Source organism: Govania unica (assembly GCF_027920805.1).
Taxonomy (GTDB): domain Bacteria; phylum Pseudomonadota; class Alphaproteobacteria; order Sphingomonadales; family Govanellaceae; genus Govanella; species Govanella unica.
This window is the reverse complement of sequence record NZ_JANWOI010000003.1, coordinates 1-19,351: the sequence shown is the minus strand read 5'-3', so window position 1 is coordinate 19,351 and position 19,351 is coordinate 1. Positions and strand designations below refer to the sequence as shown.

The following is a 19,351-nucleotide window of genomic DNA, read 5'->3' as shown; positions in this document are numbered from 1 at the left end:
TTACGCTGCGCCTCAGACGCGCTTGTTGTCGAATTCGGCCCGGCGTCCGGTGCCGAATAATTTCAACGCCCCGCCCTCGCCGACGGCATTCGGGCGAATGAAGATCCAGTTCTGCCAGGCCGACAAGCGACCGAACACTTTCGACCACACCGTCTCCGCTCCGGCAAAGCGCAAACTCGCTTCCATGCCGGTCAGGGCATCCGGCGAAAGCCCCGCGCGCTCATCAATGGCCAGGCGAATTTCCTCATCCCAATCGATGTCATCCGGCGCAAAAGTAACAATCCCAAGATCATAAGCCTCCCCCGACGGAATCGGCGACTGCACCAAAGTTTCAAGCTCGGCAATCCGCTCCGGGCTCCCAAGAAACCGGCTGCCCAAACGCGTCAGTCCGTTGACCATGGGATAAAGCCCGAAATTGGCCGACCCAAGATGCAACACCGGGCCTTTTTCAGGCTCGGACAGCAACTCAAGCATATAACCGCGATCCGCCGCGAACAGCAGCTCCGCGAGCGTTCCGGCAAAGGCCGATCCGGGTTTCACAATGGCGTAAAGCGAGCGCGACGATACATCAAGCCGCGCGAGCGTACGGCGGATCATCCCCAGCGTCTCGGTCACAAACCAATGACCGGCCGCCGCCGCCATGGCCGCGTCATAGCCAAGAACCTTGGCCCCATCGCCGCGCGTCTCCAGCACCCATAGCCCAAGCTCCGGATGGTTGGTGCGCAGCATCAGAATGGCATCATCCAATTCACGCGCCATGGCCAGCGGCCAGAACGCCACACCTTCCGCCTGCATGGCCTCACCACCTTCAGGCGGGGCCCCGTTCGGAGCCTTCACAGTGATGGTGGCAAACCGGCGGTCATAATCAAACCGCACATCCACATGCTCATAATGATAGCCGTCCGCATCACTCACACGATGAAGCGGCGTCAGCACGATGCCTGTCGCACCCACTGGTCTTTTGCTATCCACAGCGAGCGCCTCGGCCCGCGCCCGCACCGTCTCGGTCCAACGGCCGGACGTGGCGATCTCATCCACAAGCCCCCATTGTTTGGCCCGCCGCCCGCGCACGCCTTCCTCGGACGTGCAGAACACATCGGCAAGGTCCCGGCGCACCTTGCGCTTGTCCACAATCCGCGTCAGCCCGCCAGTGCCCGGCAGCACAGCCAGCAACGGCACCTCCGGCAGCGACACCGCCGACGAACGATCATCGATCAACAGAATATCGTCGCAGGCCAGCGCCAGTTCATAACCGCCGCCCGCGCAAGCCCCATTCACCGCCGCCAGAAACTTCAAGCTGTCATGGGCCGAGCTGTCCTCGAAGCCATTGCGAGTTTCATTGGTGAATTTGCAGAAATTGACTTTCCAGCCATGGCTCGACTGGCCAAGCATATAAATATTCGCGCCCGAACAGAAAATGCGATCCGCGCCTGACGTCAGCACCACCGTGGCCACCTGCGGCTGTTCAAACCGCAAGCGCTGCACGATGTCATAAAGCTCCATATCGACGCCAAGGTCATAGCTGTTGAGCTTGAGCTTATAGCCATCCACGAGCCCGCCATCAGCATCGACCGTCATGGTCACGGTGGCGATCCGCCCCTCGACCGAGACCGTCCAATGCCTGTAGGCGGCCGGGTCGCGGTCATAGCAGACATCATGGTTCGGGGCAGGGCAGGTTTTCATAACAGGAAGGGACATATTCGGCGCTCCTCGTCAGTCGACGACAGCACTATAACTCATAAACCGGCCGCAACAAGCACTATATTGCAGTTTTTACGTCCAGCAACCCGCGCGCCACATCCTCCAGCAGCCGAACCGTCTGGTCAAAATCCTGCGCGGAGGTATTCAAATGCGCGTCAGCCCGGCCATAATCGGGCGTGCGGGCATCTAGAATGGCCTTTAAATCAGCCATGGCACTGCGGCTGATGGCCATGGGGCGGAAATCCCCCTGCTCCACCACCCGCGACATATGATCCTCGGGGCTCGCCTGCAACCAGATGCTATGCGCGGCGCCAAGCACCCGTTCATAAAGCGGCCCGTCGGCCACAATACCACCGGGCGCGCCGATCACCGCCGCCTCCTGGGTACGACAAATCCGGTCCCAAACCTCGGCCTCATAACGGCGGAGGACATTCTGGCCACCCATTTCCAGCAGCAAGCCCATGCTGCCGCCATAGGCTTTTTCGACTTCCTTGGACAATTCGATGAACGGCACGCCGAGACGGTCGGCCAGTGCCGCCCCAAGTGCGGTTTTCCCAGCCCCGCGCAACCCGATCAGCACAATGCGCCGGCCCTTGCGGCTGCTGTGAACGGCGGTTTTCTGCAGCCAGTCCATCACTGTTTCAAGCCGTTCCGGCGGCAACCGGCGCAGCATGGCCGCAGCCTGTGCCTGCTCAGCGCTGCGCTCCCCGCCCAACGGCAGCAAATCGGCCACGGCAAGATCAAGCGCCTGGGCCAGATCGGCCAGCACATTCAACGACGGGTTCCCGTCCCCCGCCTCAAGATGTGACAAATACCGCTCAGACGCCCCCGACGCCCGCGCCAGATCCTTGCGGGTCATGCCGATTTTGGCCCGCGCCGAGCGCAGCCGCGCACCCAGCTCCATATTCCCGGACGCCCCGGGATCGGCCTGGGCTTGCGCCTTCTGAGGCACAGCATTTTTCCTGACATTCGCCATGTTGCTAACCGTCGCTATCGTTCACGCTTGCAAATATGCTATATAGTGCATATAAAGACCATAGGCCACAGAAATAACAATGAGACCAGGACCATGACCAGTTCGCGCATCGCAATCCTCGTGGCGACTATGACAGGGACCGCCGAGATTTGCGCGCAAGAAATTGCCGACGCCCTCAGCGCTGCGAGCCTCGAAAGCGACATCCTGCTGATGGATCACCTGCAGCCAAGCACGCTTGCCGGTCATGACCTGCTGATCGTCGTCTCCTCCACCTATGGTCATGGCGATATTCCGGACAATGGGAAGGATTTTTATCAGGCGATCGAAGCCAGCGGCAGCCTCGCCGGCAAAAGCTTTCTGGTGTTCGGCCTTGGCGACATGACCTATGCCGCGACCTTTTGCGAAGGCGGCCGGAAATGGGACGCGCTCTTTGCCGCCAAGGGTGCCGAACGCCTCGCCCCGCTCATGCAGCATGACGCCGCAAGCGGCACCCTCGCCGAAGATGAAGCCGCAATCTGGGCCAATGGCTGGATTCCGCGCCTGAAACAAGTCGCCTGACAGGAAGGAACCGTTATGACGTCCGTGCCAGCTCGTTTCATCGACCTCATCGCCAGCGTCACCGGGCACGTCCAGCACATGCCGCTCACCCCCGCGCTCGCGACCAGTTTGAATAGCGACTTTCCCGCCGACGGCCCCTGGCTCGCGGAACTTGAGGCACTTTGCCGTCAGGGCTGTGCCGAAGGCTGGCTCTGCGCCCGCGAGGCCGGTGGCATCAAATTCGGCCGCGCGATCAAACCCGGCGACGCCACCCACGGCTTTTCCGTCGATGTGGTCGAAATGGATGACATCGTCGGGCCGCACCATCGCCACCCGAACGGCGAAATCGATCTGGTTATGCCGCTCGACGCTGCGGCCGCCTTCGATGGCGTCGCGCGCGGCTGGAAGGTCTATGAACCCGGCTCGGCCCATTCCCCCACCGTCGTGGGTGGTCGCGCCCTTGTGCTCTATCTGTTGCCCGGCGGCGCGATCGAGTTCACCGCCGCCTGAAGACGTTTATCCGAAAGCCCACCCATCATGCAGCAGTTCGACATCCTGATCGTGGGCGCCGGTCATGCCGGAGCCCAGGCCGCCATTCTCCTGCGCCAGAAAGGCTATGCCGGGTCGCTCGCCATCATCGGCGACGAGCCTGATTATCCTTACGAACGCCCGCCGCTGTCCAAGGACTATTTCGCCGGTGAAAAGCCGTTCGAACGCATCATGATCCGCCCGGCCGGGTTCTGGGCGGAAAAAAACGTGACCATGATGCTCGGCCAGCGTGTGACAACGGTCGATCCCGATGCCCATGCGGTGACGCTGGAAGATGGCACCCGCCTCAGCTACGGCAGCTTGATCTGGGCCACCGGCGGGCGGCCACGCGCGCTCAGCTGCCCCGGCGCGGATCTCGCGGGCATTCATGCCGTGCGCAATCGCGCCGATGTGGATCATATGATGGCCGCGCTTGACAGCGTGACCCGCGTGGCCGTGATCGGCGGCGGTTACATCGGACTTGAAGCGGCCGCCGTGCTGACCAAACTCGGCAAAAAGGTCGTGCTGCTTGAGGCGCTCGACCGGGTGCTGGCCCGTGTGGCCGGGGAGCCGATCTCGCGCTTTTACGAAACCGCGCACCGTGCCGAGGGCGTCGACCTGCGCACCAGCATATCCGTTACCGCAATCAGCGGAGAAAATGGTCGGGCCAGCGCCGTCCATCTCGCCGACGGCAGCCATCTGCCCGCTGACATGATCATCGTCGGCATCGGCATCGTCCCGGCGGTGGAGCCCTTGATCGCGGCCGGTGCATCCGGCGACAACGGCGTGCTCGTCGATGACTATTGCCGCACCAGCCTGCCCGACATCTATGCAATCGGCGATTGCGCTCTCCATGACAACCGTCACGCGAACGCCCGCATTCGTCTTGAATCAGTGCAAAACGCCAATGATCAGGCCGCTGTCGTCGCCCAATGCCTGATGGGGGAGCCCGCGCCCTATCACGCCGTTCCCTGGTTCTGGTCGAACCAATATGACCTCCGCCTGCAGACCGTTGGACTGTCCACGGGTCATGACGATCTGGTCCTGCGCGGCACGCCGGAAAGCCGCAGCTTTTCAGTCATTTACCTCAAACAAGGCCAGGTCATCGCCCTCGATTGCGTCAATGCCACGCGGGATTACATGCATGGCCGCAAGCTGGTCCAGAACGCCGTCACAGCCAGCCCCGAAGCTCTGGCCGACGAGACCATCCCCCTCAAAACACTAGCCTAATAATTTTTGATGCAGCATTATATGAAAACAGATCATAACAATCATCGATAATCGGGGAAGATCACATAGATGCGCTCAGCTTTGTTCGCCTTGCTTGTTGTCAGCACCAGTTTTGCCGCTACCGCCGCGCCGCGTACCCTTGAAGAAGAAGCCGCACATCTGCGTGACAGCGTACTTGAACGAAATCATGCCTGGGACATTGTTGAAAGCCTGACCACCGAAACCGGCCCGCGCCTCGCTGGCAGCCCTGCCGAAGCCAACGCCCGGCAATGGGCGGTGAAAAAACTGACCGCGCTCGGCTTCAAGAATGTCCGGATCGAAACCTTCGACGTTCCCGGCTGGGAACGCGGTACGGAAAAAGCCTACATCACCACGCCCTTCCCGCAAGCCCTGAAACTGGCCGCGCTCGGCTTTTCCGGCGCCACCCCGGAACAAGGGATCGAAGCCGAGGTTGTCCCCTTTTCAAGCCTTGAAGAGATGGAAGCCGCCCCTGACAAAGCCATCAAGGGCAAGATCGTTTTCATCACCCACCGTATGCCGCGCATGCAGGACCTTTCCGCCAATTACGTGAAGCTCAACCCCATCCGCACCGCAGCGCCCTCCATCGCCGCAAGCAAAGGAGCGGCGGCAATCATCATCCGCTCCCTTGGCACCGATCATCACCGCAATCCGCATACCGGCGGAACCGTCTGGGCCGCAGGCGTCACCCCCATTCCTGCCGCTGCCCTGGCCCTGCCCGATTCCGACCAGCTTGAGCGTGTGCTCTCCCGCGGCAAGCCCGTGCGGATCAAGCTTCGCCTGACGCCGCGCAGCCTTGGCACGCTCCAATCCGGCAATGTGATCGCGGAAATTCCGGGCACCGATCCGAGCCTCGGCCTGGTGCTGGCAGGTGGCCATCTCGATAGTTGGGATCTCGCAACCGGAGCCATCGACGATGGCGCGGGCGTCGCCCTGACCACCGCCGCCGCCAAAGCCATTCTCGACTCCGGCAAGCGCCCGCGCCGCACCATCCGCATCGTCTGGTTCGGATCCGAGGAAATCGGCATCTATGGCGCCCGCGCCTATGCCGCGAAATATGGCGACGTCCCGCATGCTCTGGTGGGCGAAAGCGATCTTGGCGCCGGACGCATCCTCAAGCTTTCAAGCAAGGTCAATCCCGAAGATCTCGGCACCATCAAATCCATGCTCCGTGTACTGGCCCCACTTGGCGTGATGACCGGCGACAATAACGGCGACCCCGCCCCGGACGTCATACCGCTCGTCGAGCTCGGCGTACCCCTCATCGCCCCGTTCCAGGACGGCCTGGATTATTTCGACCTGCATCACACGCCGGACGACACCCTCGACAAAATCAACAAGGATGCGCTTACTCAGAATACCGCCACTTGGGCAGTCATTCTCTGGATCGCCGCCAACGCCGACAGCACATTCGCGCGACTCCCACTGCAGCCCAGCCACTGAACGGCTAAACTGGCCTGAGGTGATACGGGAAAAATTATCAACCGGCGTCACCTCAGGCCAATCCGCATGAGAGCGGGCTAATTAGCCCGTCCAACGGCATTCCATTGCCAGTTTCCACTCATTTTCGGGCTGGCTGAAGTAAAGCCTCAAAAATATAGAATGAGCCTATAACTATGCTCTCTCGCAACACTGTGGATAGGATCTCTGCACAACAATCACAACGGCCGCGCATTCTTTTTCTCTCGCCCATTGAGCCGAGGCAAAATGGCACCGGCATTCAGAAACGAGCCTGGTCGCATCTCGAAGCCCTGTCGCACTGGGCCGAGGTCCACCTCCTGATCGCCACGGTCTCGGCAAACACCTATCAGTCTATCGCCCCCGCCCCCTTGCAAGCCCTCTGCCACAAGTTCGACGCCCTCCTCCTGCAGAATACCCGGCCGTCAGAGCGCCCGAGGCACATCATCGGCAGAATAGCCGAGCGCGTGGCCGCTCTTTTTACCGAACCATTCAGCATGTCTCCCGAAAGCCAAAAATATTTGCGCGATGCAAATGGCCGTGCAGATTACGATGTCTGTTTTTGTTTTCGCATCGGCTCATTCCAAGTATGGCAGCAGCTCCATACATCGGCCGGTCTCAAAGCAAACAAGCTTTATGTGGACTTTGACGATATCGAAAGCCTGGCTGCATGGCGGGAAATGCCCTTTCTCCGTCCCACTATCGGCCGCGTCAGATCCATCCTTGCCTGGTTGAAGCTGATTGGCTTCTGGCGACTTGAATGCAAAATCCAGAAACAAGCTGACGCCATTAGCGTCTGTTCTGACGTAGACAAGAAGCGTCTTAGTCGCCGGGCTGGCAAGGTCGCCATTCATGTGGTGCCAAACTCTTATCCTCTGATGGAGCGACTGCAAAGTCCGCCCCCCGGCAATCTGACCGAGATCCTTTTTCTCGGCAACATGGCCTACCCTCCGAACGAGGACGCCATCCTCTATTTCACCACCGAAATTCTTCCCCATCTCCGGCGTCAGTACGATGGCGAGATCCGGCTGAAAATAGTTGGCCACAATCCGGGCCCAGCTGTTCAGGCACTTGCTGAAAACCCCCTCATCACGGTCACCGGCAGCGTCGAATCCGTGGTACCCTATTACAAACAAGCCGCGATTATCATCGCCCCTATCCGCTTCGGGGGTGGCACTCGCATCAAGATCCTGGAAGCGCTCTCATATGGCCGCCCGATGGTCTCTACCTCGATTGGTGCCGAAGGGCTTGACCTTCAATCTGGTCGAGATATCCTCCTCGCCGACAACAGCGAAGACTTCGCTTTGGCCTGCCTCACTCTTTTAAAAGACGATACCCTAAGGACCAGGCTCATCACCAATGGTCACAACCAGATCAAAGACCGTTTCGAAAGCAGCAGAATTCAAGATAATCTTCGGAAAACCTTCACAACGCTCTGAAGTAAGCCCCGGATCGATTTCGACAAAAATAGATTGATAACGCTTCTGCATATTTTGAACATGAACAGACTGCTTCCTTTTGAATTAGGACTTTAAATATTTACAACTTGACCTGAAATTTGGCGAAATTATTATCCTCAATTAGATTAGTGAATATCTCCATTCTATGTAGAAATACAAACAACCCAAGATTGGCTGGTACATGATGCAAGATATCTCAGCAGTCATCCCCTGCTACAATGGGGAAAAATTCATTGAAACAGCTTTGAATAGCATCGCAGCCCAGACCTATCCTGTGCAGGAGATCATCGTGGTTGATGATGGTTCTGCGGATGACAGCATCAAGCGGATTGAAAATTGGCGTGACCAGCACCCTTCGCTGAAACTGGAAATCATCAGACAACGAAATCAGGGCGTCGCCGTGGCCCGCAATACAGGCTGGAAAGCTGCAAGCTCGACCTGGATCGCCTTTCTTGATGCAGATGACATCTGGTACCCCCATCACAATGAAGCATTGCTTCAGGCTCACGTTGACAAAAACAGCCAACTTGTCTTCTGTGATGCCGATCGCGCCCAGCAGGTTGGCGACCAGGAAACAGCCCTCCCGACCTTTTTCGAGATAGCCGGTATCCAATACGCTATCGACCAGGAAGACCAGAGCCATCATATCGGCGGCAACGTCCACCACCGCCTTCTCGCCGGAAGCTTTCTGCCTATATGCTGCAACCTTGTCAAAAAAACTGCCCTTGAAGACATCAAGGGATTTGAGGAAGGGCGCGCCTATGGGGAGGATCGCCAAGCATGGCTCAAACTGTTTACTCTCGGGCCTGTCAATATCTCAAAGAGCATTGCCGGCAAGCAACTCTATCATGGCAGCAATGCCACTCATTCAAGACATGCAGCAAAGGAACTGAAGGCGCGCCTTGATCTCCTCAATGAGCTTATTGTGAATGCGCCCATGTATAAGCTTGGTGAGGCTGAGCTCAAGATAGTCAGAACATCACTCAATGAAACATTGGCAGATTTTAAATACACTCTGTCATGCAAGGGCCTCACCGATATGAGAAGCGAAGGGCCTGTGCTGAAACGATACGGAGCTCAGTACTCCCTCAAGGATTTCGCACGCGGCCTTCTCCACAGTTTGAAAATGCCCGGCAATTAGGACGAATTATGATCCTGACTTTGTTCTCGGCCTTAAAAAGTGACGAGTGAAGAGCGCATAACGCCAGCCGCTCGGACAGAATAAAGACCGAATATGGAATTTAAGGGCTTCCCCCCAGTTCCCCGCCTGCAGTGCCAAAGTCGACAAATCGTGATATGCTGCCCCCTTGCGCCGGGCAAGCAGCCTTATAATATCGCGGCGGCCCGTACGCATAGCCATGGCGTTTAGAACCTCAACTGTCCCCTGCTTGTATAACCCGGTCGCACTGAGACGATCCATCTCATGCGTATGCACCCAAAAGCCCATTTCATCTAACCGCTTCACCTGGCATTCAACAGCCAAACGGTGACCAAGAACTGTCATTTCCATAGTTCTCGGCAAATGCTCGAAAAAGCTCACGCCCACGGTTGCTGTCCGATACACAGCACCACATGAGGCAATAAGATTTCCTTCTACCTGCGCCCGTTCAAAATCGACCGGAAAGCGCAGAAAATCTTCGAAATACACCTGCTCTGTACCATTGGGACCATCTGCACGACCATTGAATACAACGACGTCAAGTGCAGGATTATCAGCCAACAAGCCCGCCCCGGTCCCCACCATATCCGGCAACAACTCATCGTCGTCATCCAAAAAGGCAAAATAGGGCGTGATTACATGACGACGCCCTGCAAGACGCGCCTGTGCCACATGTCCCTCGGCGAGCCGAATAACCTCAATATCTGGCTGAGCCCGCAAGCTCTCCAAAAGCTTATCGTCGGCCCAGGGGCCGTTAACGACGACAATAATATGAACTCGCGTGCCTTTTTGCAGACGCACACTCTCAATTGCCCGCCACAATAACTTCGCCCGCCCGGCTCGAGCAGTCGTTGGTATAATCGCCGAGGCCAAGGCGGCTCCTGTCTGTACCGACAAGTCTTTAACTCCCCCTTCTCACCACTGAACACCCTTTGTCAACAAAGCCCCCCAGACATTATCATCGAACGCATCTTAGGATGTATCGCATAACAAAATATTTCAAACCACCACTACAGTAACGCTCTCAATCCCTGACAGAAAAAGCCTCGCTCCTGAGGGGCGAGGCTTTTCTTTAATTTGGTTGCGGGGGTAGGATTTGAACCTACGACCTTCAGGTTATGAGATAGAGAACAGCGGTTACGCTAAGTTCTCACCATCATCGCCATTAACCCACATGACATTGATTATGTTGCCATTTAGTTGGTATCCGGCTACGCTCAGTTGCGTCTGTGAATTATGTCTTTCGCCATCCTATGCTTCCGTATCGCTTCCGTGGAGAGTTCATGGCCCGCCTGACCAAGCGTATTGTCGATGCCGCCCTCGCTCAAGCGAGCGATTATTTCATCTGGGATGATGACGTCCCCGGCTTTGGCCTGCGGGTCTTCGCCACAGGCCGCAAGTCCTATGTCATCCAGTACCGGAGCGGCGGACGCACCCGACGCATGACCTTTGCCAAAGCGGGCGTCATGACGCCCGATGAAGCTCGCAAACAGGCCAAGGAACTCCTAGTCGATGTCACCAAGGGCGGCAACCCCTCGGAAGAGCGGCGAGTCTATTCTCAAGCCCCAACCATTGGCGCACTCTGTGACCGCTTCCTGGCCGAGCATGTGGCCCATCACTGCAAACCCTCCACACAGGCTGAATACCGCCGGAATGTGAAGATCTTTATCAAGCCCGCCATTGGTAGCCACAAAGTCCAGGACATCACCCGTCAAGATATCGCCCGTTTGCACCAGGCCTATAAGCATATCCCCTATCAAGCCAACCGCACCTTAGGCGTTTTATCCAAACTCTTTAATCTGGCGGAAGAATGGGGCCTCCGCCCTGACGGCTCGAACCCTTGTCGCCATGTGAAGAAATACCGGGAAGAAAAGCGGGAACGTTATCTGAAGCCGGATGAACTGCAACGCTTGGGGCGGGTTCTGAGCGACGTTGAGCGAGAAGGTACGGAAAGCCCCTATGTCGCCGCCGCCTACCGTCTCTTGATCCTCACAGGCTGCCGCCTGGGCGAGATCCAGACCTTGAAGTGGGACTATATCCGGGGCAATGCCCTGGAACTCCCCGACAGCAAGACGGGGGCAAAGAAGGTCTATCTCGGCACCGCCGCCCTCGACGTACTGGCATTCATCAAGCGGCAGGATGACAATCCTTACGTGATTTGCGGCAAGGTGCCGGGACACTATGCAACGGACTTCCAGAAGCCTTGGCAGCGGATCAGGAAGCTCGCCGGTATCGAAAACGTCCGCATCCATGACCTCCGCCATTCCTTCGCGTCCGGGGCCGTCGGCTTGGGCGAAAGCCTGCCCATGATCGGCAAGCTACTCGGCCATTCCCAAGTTCAGACCACGGCCCGCTATGCTCATCTCGCCGATGACCCAGTTCATAGCGCCGCGGAACGGGTCTCCCAGGAAATCGCCAAATCCCTGTTCTCCCCATCAACGACGGCATCCGCATCATGAGCAAGCTCAGTTGGCCTGACGGACTCCCCCTGCAAGAGCCACGCACACTCGAGATTTACGACGATGATTATATTCAGGTCGTCATGAGCCGCTTCAACATCCCTGAAACGCTACGTCGCCGATTGTTAAATTCCCTCGACATCAGCACGCGGGATTACCTCAATACAAATGCGGCCCAGGCCACTCAGCTTACTATCAAGGAACGGAAGGCGCTGCTAAGCAAGATATCCCTGCTCGCCCAAGAGCTCGACCAATGCCTTGACGAGAACAAACAGCATCTCGGGCTGCTGCGGATGACCGAAGACCAACTTTATAACCACATCGACTCACCCGATAGCGAGCTTTGCGCCATCGGAGCCGCAATCCCCTATCCAGGTGAACATGGAACGGATTATGAGCTCGTTACCTATGCTCAAGCTCGCGTAGGGCTCCGCCTCATTAAACTCCTGGCCGATAAATCCGCCCCCGCCCTCCCCGAACCTAAAGCCGGGCGCAAAAACAAAATCGGGCTCAAGTTCTGGACTTCTCACCTTTGCCATTTCTGGACCCAGGACCTCGGACGCCCCCTGACCCACCAGGTGGAAAAAGGCGTGGGCCTCACTGCCTCCTATGACTTCCTCGAAAGTTTGCTGCGCCCCTTGGCCGCCCATGAGATCCCATCTCTCGCTTCGACCGTGGCGGAACAGCGAACCAAGTTCCGCAAACTGAGAAAAATACAGGGGTAAAAGCCCCCCAATTGTTCTCAGCGAACTTGCACGACAGTGAGCGTAATCTGGCTATTAATAGGGTTCACCAGAAACAATTTAAGGGAGAACCCCATGAAACAGTCACTGCAAGCCGCCAACGACAATCTTCCGGCTCATCGCCTCTTAAATGAGAAAGAGGCCGCCATTCTCTTAGGCTTCACAATCCGCGCCCTGCAAAACTGGCGCGTGCGTGGTGGTGGGCCACGCTTTGTGAAAGTCTCGGCCCGCTCGGTACGCTACCGCCCCGATGACTTGCAGCAATGGATTGAGGACCGGCTTGTTTCATCAACGTCAGACAGCCGCTATATCAGCTAAGCTCTATATAGAACTCGCACCTTAGAAGCATAAATTCGGTTTCTATATAGAAGCGATAGATGCCCTCCTAGAAACCAAAATTTGCGTTCTAATAGAACCGCAAATTCCGTTTCTATGAGACGCGTTCCTACAGACCAAGTTGGGTCTCTCAGGGATCAGGCGCCTAATAGAAAACAGCCTGCATATCCCCCGTTCGGTATTTCCTATTAGGCAAGGACCTCTCAGCCGCCCTTGCAGCTGTCGCACCGCACTCCGCCCTCTCAGTCGTCAAGATCGCTCGCGGGGAACCGCTCGCAAGCCCCGCAGGGGCTGAGAGTGGGCGGAGCGCATCTTGACGCCGCACCACGGGTGCTAGGTCCGCAAGGACAGGGGCGCAGCCCGAAGGGGTGCAACCCTGCCCAGCGGCGAGCGCCCTTCCCTCTCTCTTCCAAACTACCGAAATCGCAATTTAAGAGGGGGGTCCTGGTAACACCCCCCTCCATGATTACAGGAACCCCCTAAATGAGCGAAAACTATGAACTGTTATATGCGGGCTTCGACACGCTCTATGTCGCCATCCAGGGCGCACTTGATCGCGTGGACTTGGATAAGCTTCAGACCGTCCGAACGGAAGCGCAGCGGACACAAACCGCGCAAGCAATCTTCATTGGCCCCGGTAAGCATGACGCCCAGGTCCACCCATCAGGACAACGCGGCGGCTTTGCCTATCGACTGGAGGCCGGACCAACCGACCTTGTTTGGTCGATCAAGCACAGTACCGATCCCCGTCAATGGAACCTGTTCGCTGCAGCTGGGTCCGCCTGCCTACTGACCCATGGCTTGGACGGCGTGAAGGCCATGATCTGGCGCGACCTCAAGGCCATGGGCGCACGCTGGGCCGATCACAGTATCAACCGCATCGACTTTGCCATGGACTTTAAAGTGACTGGCTTAGAGCTCGATTACAAACGCGTGCTCGCTCATCCGCACACCGGGATACGCAATTACCTGGGCGACAAAAGCGAAGATAGCCAGATTGCTTTTGGCTCCCGTGGGCGGCAAGTGGAGTCCATCACCATAGGCAAGATGCCGGGACGGCAGGTCATCATCTATGACAAGCGCCGCGAAGCCATCAAGCGCAATAAACTCTATTGGTTCGATGTCTGGGATATAGACCCGAATGACCGCAGCTTTGATGTCTACCGCGTGGAGTTCCGGGCCGGAAAGAAGCACCTCAAGGACCAATGGCAGCTATCTACCTTCGAGGATATCGAAAATTCCATTGGCGACGTGTTCCATATGGCTGCCGAGAAAATCCGCTATCTCGATAGCGAACAAAAAGACAGTAATGTCTCACGGCAAACACTGCATCCCTTCTGGTTAGAAGTGCAGCACAATCTGCGAAGCGTACTTGATCCCTATCGCTGCGGGCTTTTCCCCAGCCAGCTTAAACAGGTACTGCGAAGTCAGAAGATCGATACCCATACCAAGCTCATGATTGCCCACGCGACGGGACTTGCCGTTTCACTTGGGCTTGATCCAGACACCGCCATGAAGCACCTGTCCCAGATCATGCATGACACGATGAAGAATTATCTAATAACTGAGGGAGAAGCCTTTCAGACAAAGTTCAACGAAATCGCCAAAAACCTCCGCTTCGTCGAAGATCAGCGCTTCGATCACGGAAAATATCGTAAGCATCTTCTAAATAGGCAACTGAGATAATACAGCCCTCAAACATTGCAGAATATGACCTGTACAATCCAGCAGTTAGTATTTGTGTACGTGTTCAGAAAACTCTATCTTTAGGCAACTGGAGCGAGCCATGCGCCATTGTCTACCCCATCTACGCACTGCCGCTAGCGCCAGCGACGTCCAGTAAGCGCTTCAGATTCCGCTCTTTTGTGAAGTGTCATTCCCCAATTTAGCTGACAAAGAAGTCAAAGCTGAGATATTCGTTTGAGGCAGTGGAGGCCCCGAGACACCCCAATATAGTGACTTTGCGTAAAAGCGCAGCACGCTAGTGACAGAGTTGGCGCTCATCGGTAACGTTGGCGCTGCTGGGAAGCTGAAAGCTAGAGTAACGACTCCGATGAACTCATACCTGAAGATGTCTCACGTCGTCCTTAGCAAGTCGCGGCAGCCACTTACGGCTCGCGAGATACTTGATGCGGCCTATCGCCTTCAAATAGTCCCTGATCATCTGTTTGGAAAGACTCAGTACAAAACTCTTCACGCACGTCTATGCGAGGACATCCTACGCAACCGTAGAGGATCGATCTTTGTTAGGACTGCGCCCGGACGCTTCGCTTTAGCGTCTCGCCTCCAAGCTGGTGGAAGCAATAGCACTTACGTCGCACCTCAACGAGCCTACCAACTTAAACATTTCGACGTTCTCTGCGCTAACCGGCAGGATCTAGAGCCCACTATGCAGTGCGGGTCCGGTCCAGTGAAGTTCGAATCTATCGCGCATTGGTTCCGTCGTGAGGTGCCTCTGAGGGTCGCTGAGAACGACGCCAACCTGATTTATCTCCGGCTATTTGTAATGATTAGCTCCAACAACGGATTGTTGACCTTGACGGCATTAGATGGGTCTGAGTTTGGCAGTGGACGTTCAATCGGTTTACTTGGCTTTATTAAAGGAAAGGATGCAGATTTATTTTCCGACGAGCCGTACGGTATCAATTTAGCCGCAAAACGCACGATAGCTGAGCAGTCAAACGCATCCATTCGCCAGATCCACAAGCTCACAAGCAGCAAGCCCAGTGCGGCTTTTCACTGCATAAGCATAGCTGATGCACCGAACCGGAACAGTTCCGTGGTTGTTTTCGTGCAGTACCAATGCGATAGCCCAGATGAATTCATTGACCTCTTTCCTTCGGGTCGCACCCCACGTTGGATGCGGATCCCCGCTGAAATCAATGACATTTCCACTTTGGAGTATATATCGTCGCGCTATGTCGAGCTCGTCGCAGTAGGAGAACTGACTATTTCTTAGCCAATTCAATCACGCGGTCATACGGCAGACGTTTCAGCAGTTCAGCGAGCGTCCTCATACCCACAGCACGCCAATTATCGTCGTTTTTTGAGGGGTCTGCCATATCGGAAACGACGCGGAGGACCGAAACTGGGACATTGAATTCGCTCGCCGCAGCGCATACTCCCCCAGCCTCCATCTCAATGCCTAACAGTCTGTCTCCAGACTCCACCATCTTCTGTCGATGGTCATCACTCGCAACGACTTCGTCCGCGCTGGCGATCTTACCTTCCCAAAGAGATGGAGTTCTGCCCTTTGGCCAGTCGAAATTGTTCTTAGAATACGTAGACCAAACATCTTCGTCAAAATCTTCAGATTTCGCAACCTCGTAGACAGCCCTAGTACACTCAAAGTCTCGCCGACGGAACTTTGACTTGGCCCCCCCATTCTCGTCGTCAGTCACCTTTCGGGTCGCTAAATCCACAACTGTCTCAACGCAGATTATTGCACCTTGCTCGATGTTACGCTCTTTGAACCCACCAGCGAGGCCTATGCAAAAAAGCAAATCAGGTGGATTGCCTTTAGAAAGATAGCGGGTGACCTCGATCGCAGCGGCGACCCGGCCCATTGTTCTAGGGCAAAGCACCTCGACATCTACATCACCGATCTTCCCAGTTGCCGCAGGTTTTCCCGAACCCCTTTTCAGTTCGAAATGCGCGACAAGTACTTCAAGTTCTTCCTCAAGCGCTACAAATATTACGATCTTCAATTGTCGACCCTTCTGAACAGTAATGGCCTTCCCAGTGTTTGGCGACTCTTCGTGCCCCCGCCGTGGTAGATTGTGATCCTCCCTTAGAACCCCAGCGAGTTCGCCACACGCACTCGCGATTTCGATAATCTCGACGTCAGATGGATCAGATATAGCCAAGTCGAACCTTTCGGGTATCCGTGACCATTCGAAGGGTGTCTTTTTAATAGATTGCGATAGCTGATACCGAAAATTGGTATCACTAAAGAACATCGCCAAACAACTATATGCATCAATCAGTTCAATGAAACCCGGATGGCGGCGGAACTTCATAATGGTGTCGGCGGAGGCGAGCAGAAGCTTCTCGGCACTCATCACTTCAAGAAAAGCACGAAACTTACGCATGTTGTACACAGCGTTGTCTGTCGGCAAATGGAACTCCACGGGAACGTATGGAATGTCAGTGAGCACGATAGCTCTAAATTCTCGACAATATTCTTTGAAGTAGGTGTATTGTAGAGCGCCGCGTATCTGCCGGTGGTAAGGTAATGTAGCCCGCACAAGATTGGGCTCAATACTTGACCACGTTAGTGCCTTCCCAAGGTCAGCCAATCTCGCGGGAACGGCACGCATATTCTCGATAACATCCCGTGGCGCGGAATCACGCATGCCTTTCCATGCTGGCAATCGCGTGTCGACGCCACCCATAAAACCGGCCACGATCTCGGGCCCTATTTGGACTTTTCGTTGGACCAGCGCGCCGCCATGCGAACTGAGAAGGTTCATTCGCGTATCGTCGAAAAGGCCTGAATAGCGGTTACGCGCGAATGAATACTCGTGCCGCTTCTTTTCAGCAAAATCCATGAGGTTTGTCTCCCGCATGGGAAGACGAACTAATCCTTGCGCAAGGTAGGCAGACTGAACCTCAAACAGTTCGAACGTGAACTTGTCCTCCACCACGAAACCTGGAGGCGCGACGCAAAAATCCTCACATAGCATTGCACAAGAGTTCATCGCTTCACGAAGCGTGCGTGCATGGCCGTCACTTCCGAGGATTTCGTAAAGCCTGACAATTTCACGTGTGTCACGGTTCAGGAAATGGAGAAATAGATTCTTTCTCATGCGACAGTGGAGACTATAGATCTGATTGCGGTTTCAATATCATCTTTTGTACCCTCATTACAGATCGTGAAATCTGCCAAGACTTCATCTAGCTCATTCTCGGACCAGTGCTTCCCGTCAACATCGGGGTTAAAGACCTGGCCTCTAGCTTCGAGACGACGCATTCTGAACTCATCAGGCGTTATCACTCGGATGATCTTGAAGCCTTGAGCACGCGCGAGCATATAGTCTGCCGAAAATCGGAGGGAATCCACGCAGATTTCTTCCTTTGACTTTATGTCCCGTAGTGCCGCACGTAGGAAGATTGAAGGATCGATCCCGGTCAGAGCGTCGTCTATACGCTGCGTAGACGCTTTATCTTCGTTTCCGAATAGAAGTATCGAGATCTGACGGCAGATCATGCCTGTCGATATCCGTCGGATCCCATAGATCCGATTAATCTGGTCGGCCACTGTGGACTTCCCCGCACCCGATTTTCCTATCAATGCATACCGCCTCGCCCCCCCTGCCCTCATGGTTGGTCGGCGCTCTCAAGCTTGGCGAACACCTCGTCATAAAATGACAGAGCTTCTGCAGGCCGCGATTGAGCCACGTCATTGAGGAGATCCCGAAGCACTATCTTAAAGTGCTCCTGAAGCGGCGGGAAACGATGAACCCCTATCCTTGAATATCTTATAGTGAAAGCCGCATGATCCGGTGTAATACGCCCCCCCTTCCGAAGACGTACGAAGACGAGGGCTTGCAACTTATCGAGTGCCTTCACAAACTGAGCCTCTTCACTGGAGGCTTCGATTAGTTCATCAAAAATGTTCAAATAGGGACTGCGAAGTGAATGCCGCATTGTAGCAGCAAGGGCGTCGAGAGCACGTCGCTCCTCGCAATCTTTGTCGCGGCGGAGAGCTTGGTTGAAGGCATGTGTATCGTTCCCTTGTCCATCCTTACCTACCGGATCCCTGTCGCCAGTGACGATTTCAGGCTCGTCATGCACAAGTGCTAGCTCAACTGATTTCGCCCGGTCGAGCCATGGGAAATGCGGCGCAAGCAGAAGCACGCAACGCGCAACGTTGAAGGTATGGGCAGCTACATTCTCTAGCTCAAGCCTTCCGGGAACTTTCCCGAATTCGCTCGTTTCCTCCTCCCAGTATCGTTGGCCGTAGAATCGTACAAGTTTCTGTAGATCAAATAATCTATAAGTTACATCCACGTCCAACCTAACGTCCAATGGGTCCGGTAGGGAGAAAGGTATAATTTCCGTATCTATCTCCAGTTGATCGACAAGCATCTCTAAATGTGAATGGCCACGTACGGTCATTTAAACTCAGCCCTCTGATTTATCGCGGCAATACAGTCTGACAGTGGAAGTGGCGCAAGTGGCGCAAATTCTTTTAATTTCTAAACTTTAGATATCTCACTAAAAAACGCAAGCTCTCGAAAAGAGAATCGCTTCGTAGGAAGGTTCAGAGCGTTCGAACACTGTAGTTTGAGGCTAAACGGCTCAAGTGCCACTTAGCTGCAACGCTTCCGCCCCGCTTCCGTATCTCATTCAGCTCGACTAACCCAGACAAGCAAAAGCCGTCCAACATATTGATTGGACGGCTTTTTATTTGGTTGCGGGGGTAGGATTTGAACCTACGACCTTCAGGTTATGAGCCTGACGAGCTACCTGGCTGCTCCACCCCGCGATGATTCTTGTTACTGGCTTTGCGGCAGCCAGGAGCTGTTTGAGTGTCGCCTTGGCGACGGGGGCTGCTCTGGCCCTTGGTGTCTTGGGTACAAGTATACCCTCTTAAACGAAGAAAGCGCCCTTTGGAGGCGCTTGTTCTTTGGCTTTGTGGATAGGTTTAGAATTTCTCTTCTTTCTAGGCCTGGCGACGACCTACTCTTCCAACGCTTAAGCGGTAGTACCATCGGCGCGGCAGGGTTTCACGTCCGAGTTCG

General features: G+C 55.5%; 16 protein-coding genes, 1 tRNA gene and 1 pseudogene. 12 read left to right on the top strand and 6 right to left on the bottom strand.

Annotation, left to right across the window (positions count from 1 at the left end; all coding sequences use genetic code 11):
* Positions 1–12: 12 nt before the first annotated feature.
* The gene (boxC, locus tag NYP16_RS07985; protein ID WP_274943601.1) at positions 13–1,698 is read right to left on the bottom strand and encodes a 2,3-epoxybenzoyl-CoA dihydrolase; all 1,686 of its coding nucleotides are present in this window, start codon (positions 1,696–1,698) and stop codon (positions 13–15) included.
* A 61-nt stretch (positions 1,699–1,759) separates the two neighbouring features.
* Positions 1,760–2,653 (bottom strand): shikimate kinase, encoded by an 894-nt coding sequence (locus NYP16_RS07980; protein WP_274943600.1) that lies wholly within the window; start codon positions 2,651–2,653, stop codon positions 1,760–1,762.
* Between the two features lie 117 nt (positions 2,654–2,770).
* On the opposite strand from NYP16_RS07980, the gene NYP16_RS07975 reads away from it, so the two are divergent.
* The 6 genes from NYP16_RS07975 to NYP16_RS07950 all read left to right on the top strand — a co-directional run bounded on the left by NYP16_RS07975 (position 2,771) and on the right by NYP16_RS07950 (position 9,049).
* A complete protein-coding gene (locus NYP16_RS07975) occupies positions 2,771–3,235 on the top strand; it encodes a flavodoxin family protein (RefSeq protein WP_274943599.1) in 465 nt (154 codons plus the stop codon).
* A 15-nt stretch (positions 3,236–3,250) separates the two neighbouring features.
* A complete protein-coding gene (locus tag NYP16_RS07970; RefSeq protein WP_274943598.1) occupies positions 3,251–3,724 on the top strand; it encodes a 4-hydroxylaminobenzoate lyase in 474 nt (157 codons plus the stop codon).
* Positions 3,725–3,751: 27 nt separating this feature from the next.
* Positions 3,752–4,972: an NAD(P)/FAD-dependent oxidoreductase gene (locus tag NYP16_RS07965; RefSeq protein WP_274943597.1), complete on the top strand. Its 1,221-nt coding sequence runs from the start codon at positions 3,752–3,754 to the stop codon at positions 4,970–4,972.
* 69 nt (positions 4,973–5,041) lie between these two features.
* Positions 5,042–6,433: a M20/M25/M40 family metallo-hydrolase gene (locus NYP16_RS07960; RefSeq protein WP_274943596.1), complete on the top strand. Its 1,392-nt coding sequence runs from the start codon at positions 5,042–5,044 to the stop codon at positions 6,431–6,433.
* A 173-nt stretch (positions 6,434–6,606) separates the two neighbouring features.
* The gene (locus NYP16_RS07955) at positions 6,607–7,887 is read left to right on the top strand and encodes a glycosyltransferase (RefSeq protein WP_274943595.1); all 1,281 of its coding nucleotides are present in this window, start codon (positions 6,607–6,609) and stop codon (positions 7,885–7,887) included.
* Between the two features lie 202 nt (positions 7,888–8,089).
* On the top strand, positions 8,090–9,049 hold the full coding sequence (locus tag NYP16_RS07950; RefSeq protein ID WP_274943594.1) for a glycosyltransferase family 2 protein: 960 nt from the start codon (positions 8,090–8,092) through the stop codon (positions 9,047–9,049).
* Between the two features lie 6 nt (positions 9,050–9,055).
* Here NYP16_RS07950 and NYP16_RS07945 read toward each other — a convergent pair whose 3' ends face one another.
* Entirely contained in the window at positions 9,056–9,964 is a 909-nt protein-coding gene (locus NYP16_RS07945) for a glycosyltransferase family 2 protein (protein WP_274943593.1), read from the bottom strand.
* A gap of 386 nt (positions 9,965–10,350) precedes the next feature.
* On the opposite strand from NYP16_RS07945, the gene NYP16_RS07940 reads away from it, so the two are divergent.
* The 6 genes and pseudogenes from NYP16_RS07940 to NYP16_RS07920 all read left to right on the top strand — a co-directional run bounded on the left by NYP16_RS07940 (position 10,351) and on the right by NYP16_RS07920 (position 15,564).
* On the top strand, positions 10,351–11,526 hold the full coding sequence (locus tag NYP16_RS07940) for a site-specific integrase (protein WP_274943592.1): 1,176 nt from the start codon (positions 10,351–10,353) through the stop codon (positions 11,524–11,526).
* Positions 11,523–12,251, top strand: a complete 729-nt coding sequence (locus tag NYP16_RS07935) for a hypothetical protein (RefSeq protein WP_274943591.1) — start codon at positions 11,523–11,525, stop codon at positions 12,249–12,251. The genes NYP16_RS07940 and NYP16_RS07935 overlap by 4 nt, the downstream gene beginning before the upstream one ends.
* 93 nt (positions 12,252–12,344) lie before the next feature.
* On the top strand, positions 12,345–12,587 hold the full coding sequence (locus tag NYP16_RS07930; protein ID WP_274943590.1) for a helix-turn-helix transcriptional regulator: 243 nt from the start codon (positions 12,345–12,347) through the stop codon (positions 12,585–12,587).
* Between the two features lie 501 nt (positions 12,588–13,088).
* Complete coding sequence (locus NYP16_RS07925) at positions 13,089–14,291, top strand: hypothetical protein (protein ID WP_274943589.1); 1,203 nt, start codon at positions 13,089–13,091, stop codon at positions 14,289–14,291.
* Positions 14,292–14,658: 367 nt separating this feature from the next.
* Positions 14,659–14,874, top strand: a pseudogene (locus tag NYP16_RS14630) (HTH domain-containing protein); the annotation flags it as partial.
* A gap of 141 nt (positions 14,875–15,015) precedes the next feature.
* The gene (locus NYP16_RS07920) at positions 15,016–15,564 is read left to right on the top strand and encodes a hypothetical protein (RefSeq protein ID WP_274943588.1); all 549 of its coding nucleotides are present in this window, start codon (positions 15,016–15,018) and stop codon (positions 15,562–15,564) included.
* Here the strand turns inward: NYP16_RS07920 and NYP16_RS07915 are convergent.
* From NYP16_RS07915 to NYP16_RS07905, 3 genes are all read right to left on the bottom strand, one after another.
* Positions 15,554–17,413, bottom strand: coding sequence for a 5'-methylthioadenosine/S-adenosylhomocysteine nucleosidase family protein (locus tag NYP16_RS07915; protein WP_274943587.1), 1,860 nt, complete (start codon positions 17,411–17,413; stop codon positions 15,554–15,556). The two genes, NYP16_RS07920 and NYP16_RS07915, sit on opposite strands and share 11 nt — an antisense overlap.
* A 511-nt stretch (positions 17,414–17,924) precedes the next feature.
* Positions 17,925–18,725 (bottom strand): HD domain-containing protein, encoded by an 801-nt coding sequence (locus NYP16_RS07910; protein ID WP_274943586.1) that lies wholly within the window; start codon positions 18,723–18,725, stop codon positions 17,925–17,927.
* Between the two features lie 293 nt (positions 18,726–19,018).
* A tRNA-Met gene (locus NYP16_RS07905) sits at positions 19,019–19,095 on the bottom strand.
* Between the last annotated feature and the right edge of the window lie 256 nt (positions 19,096–19,351).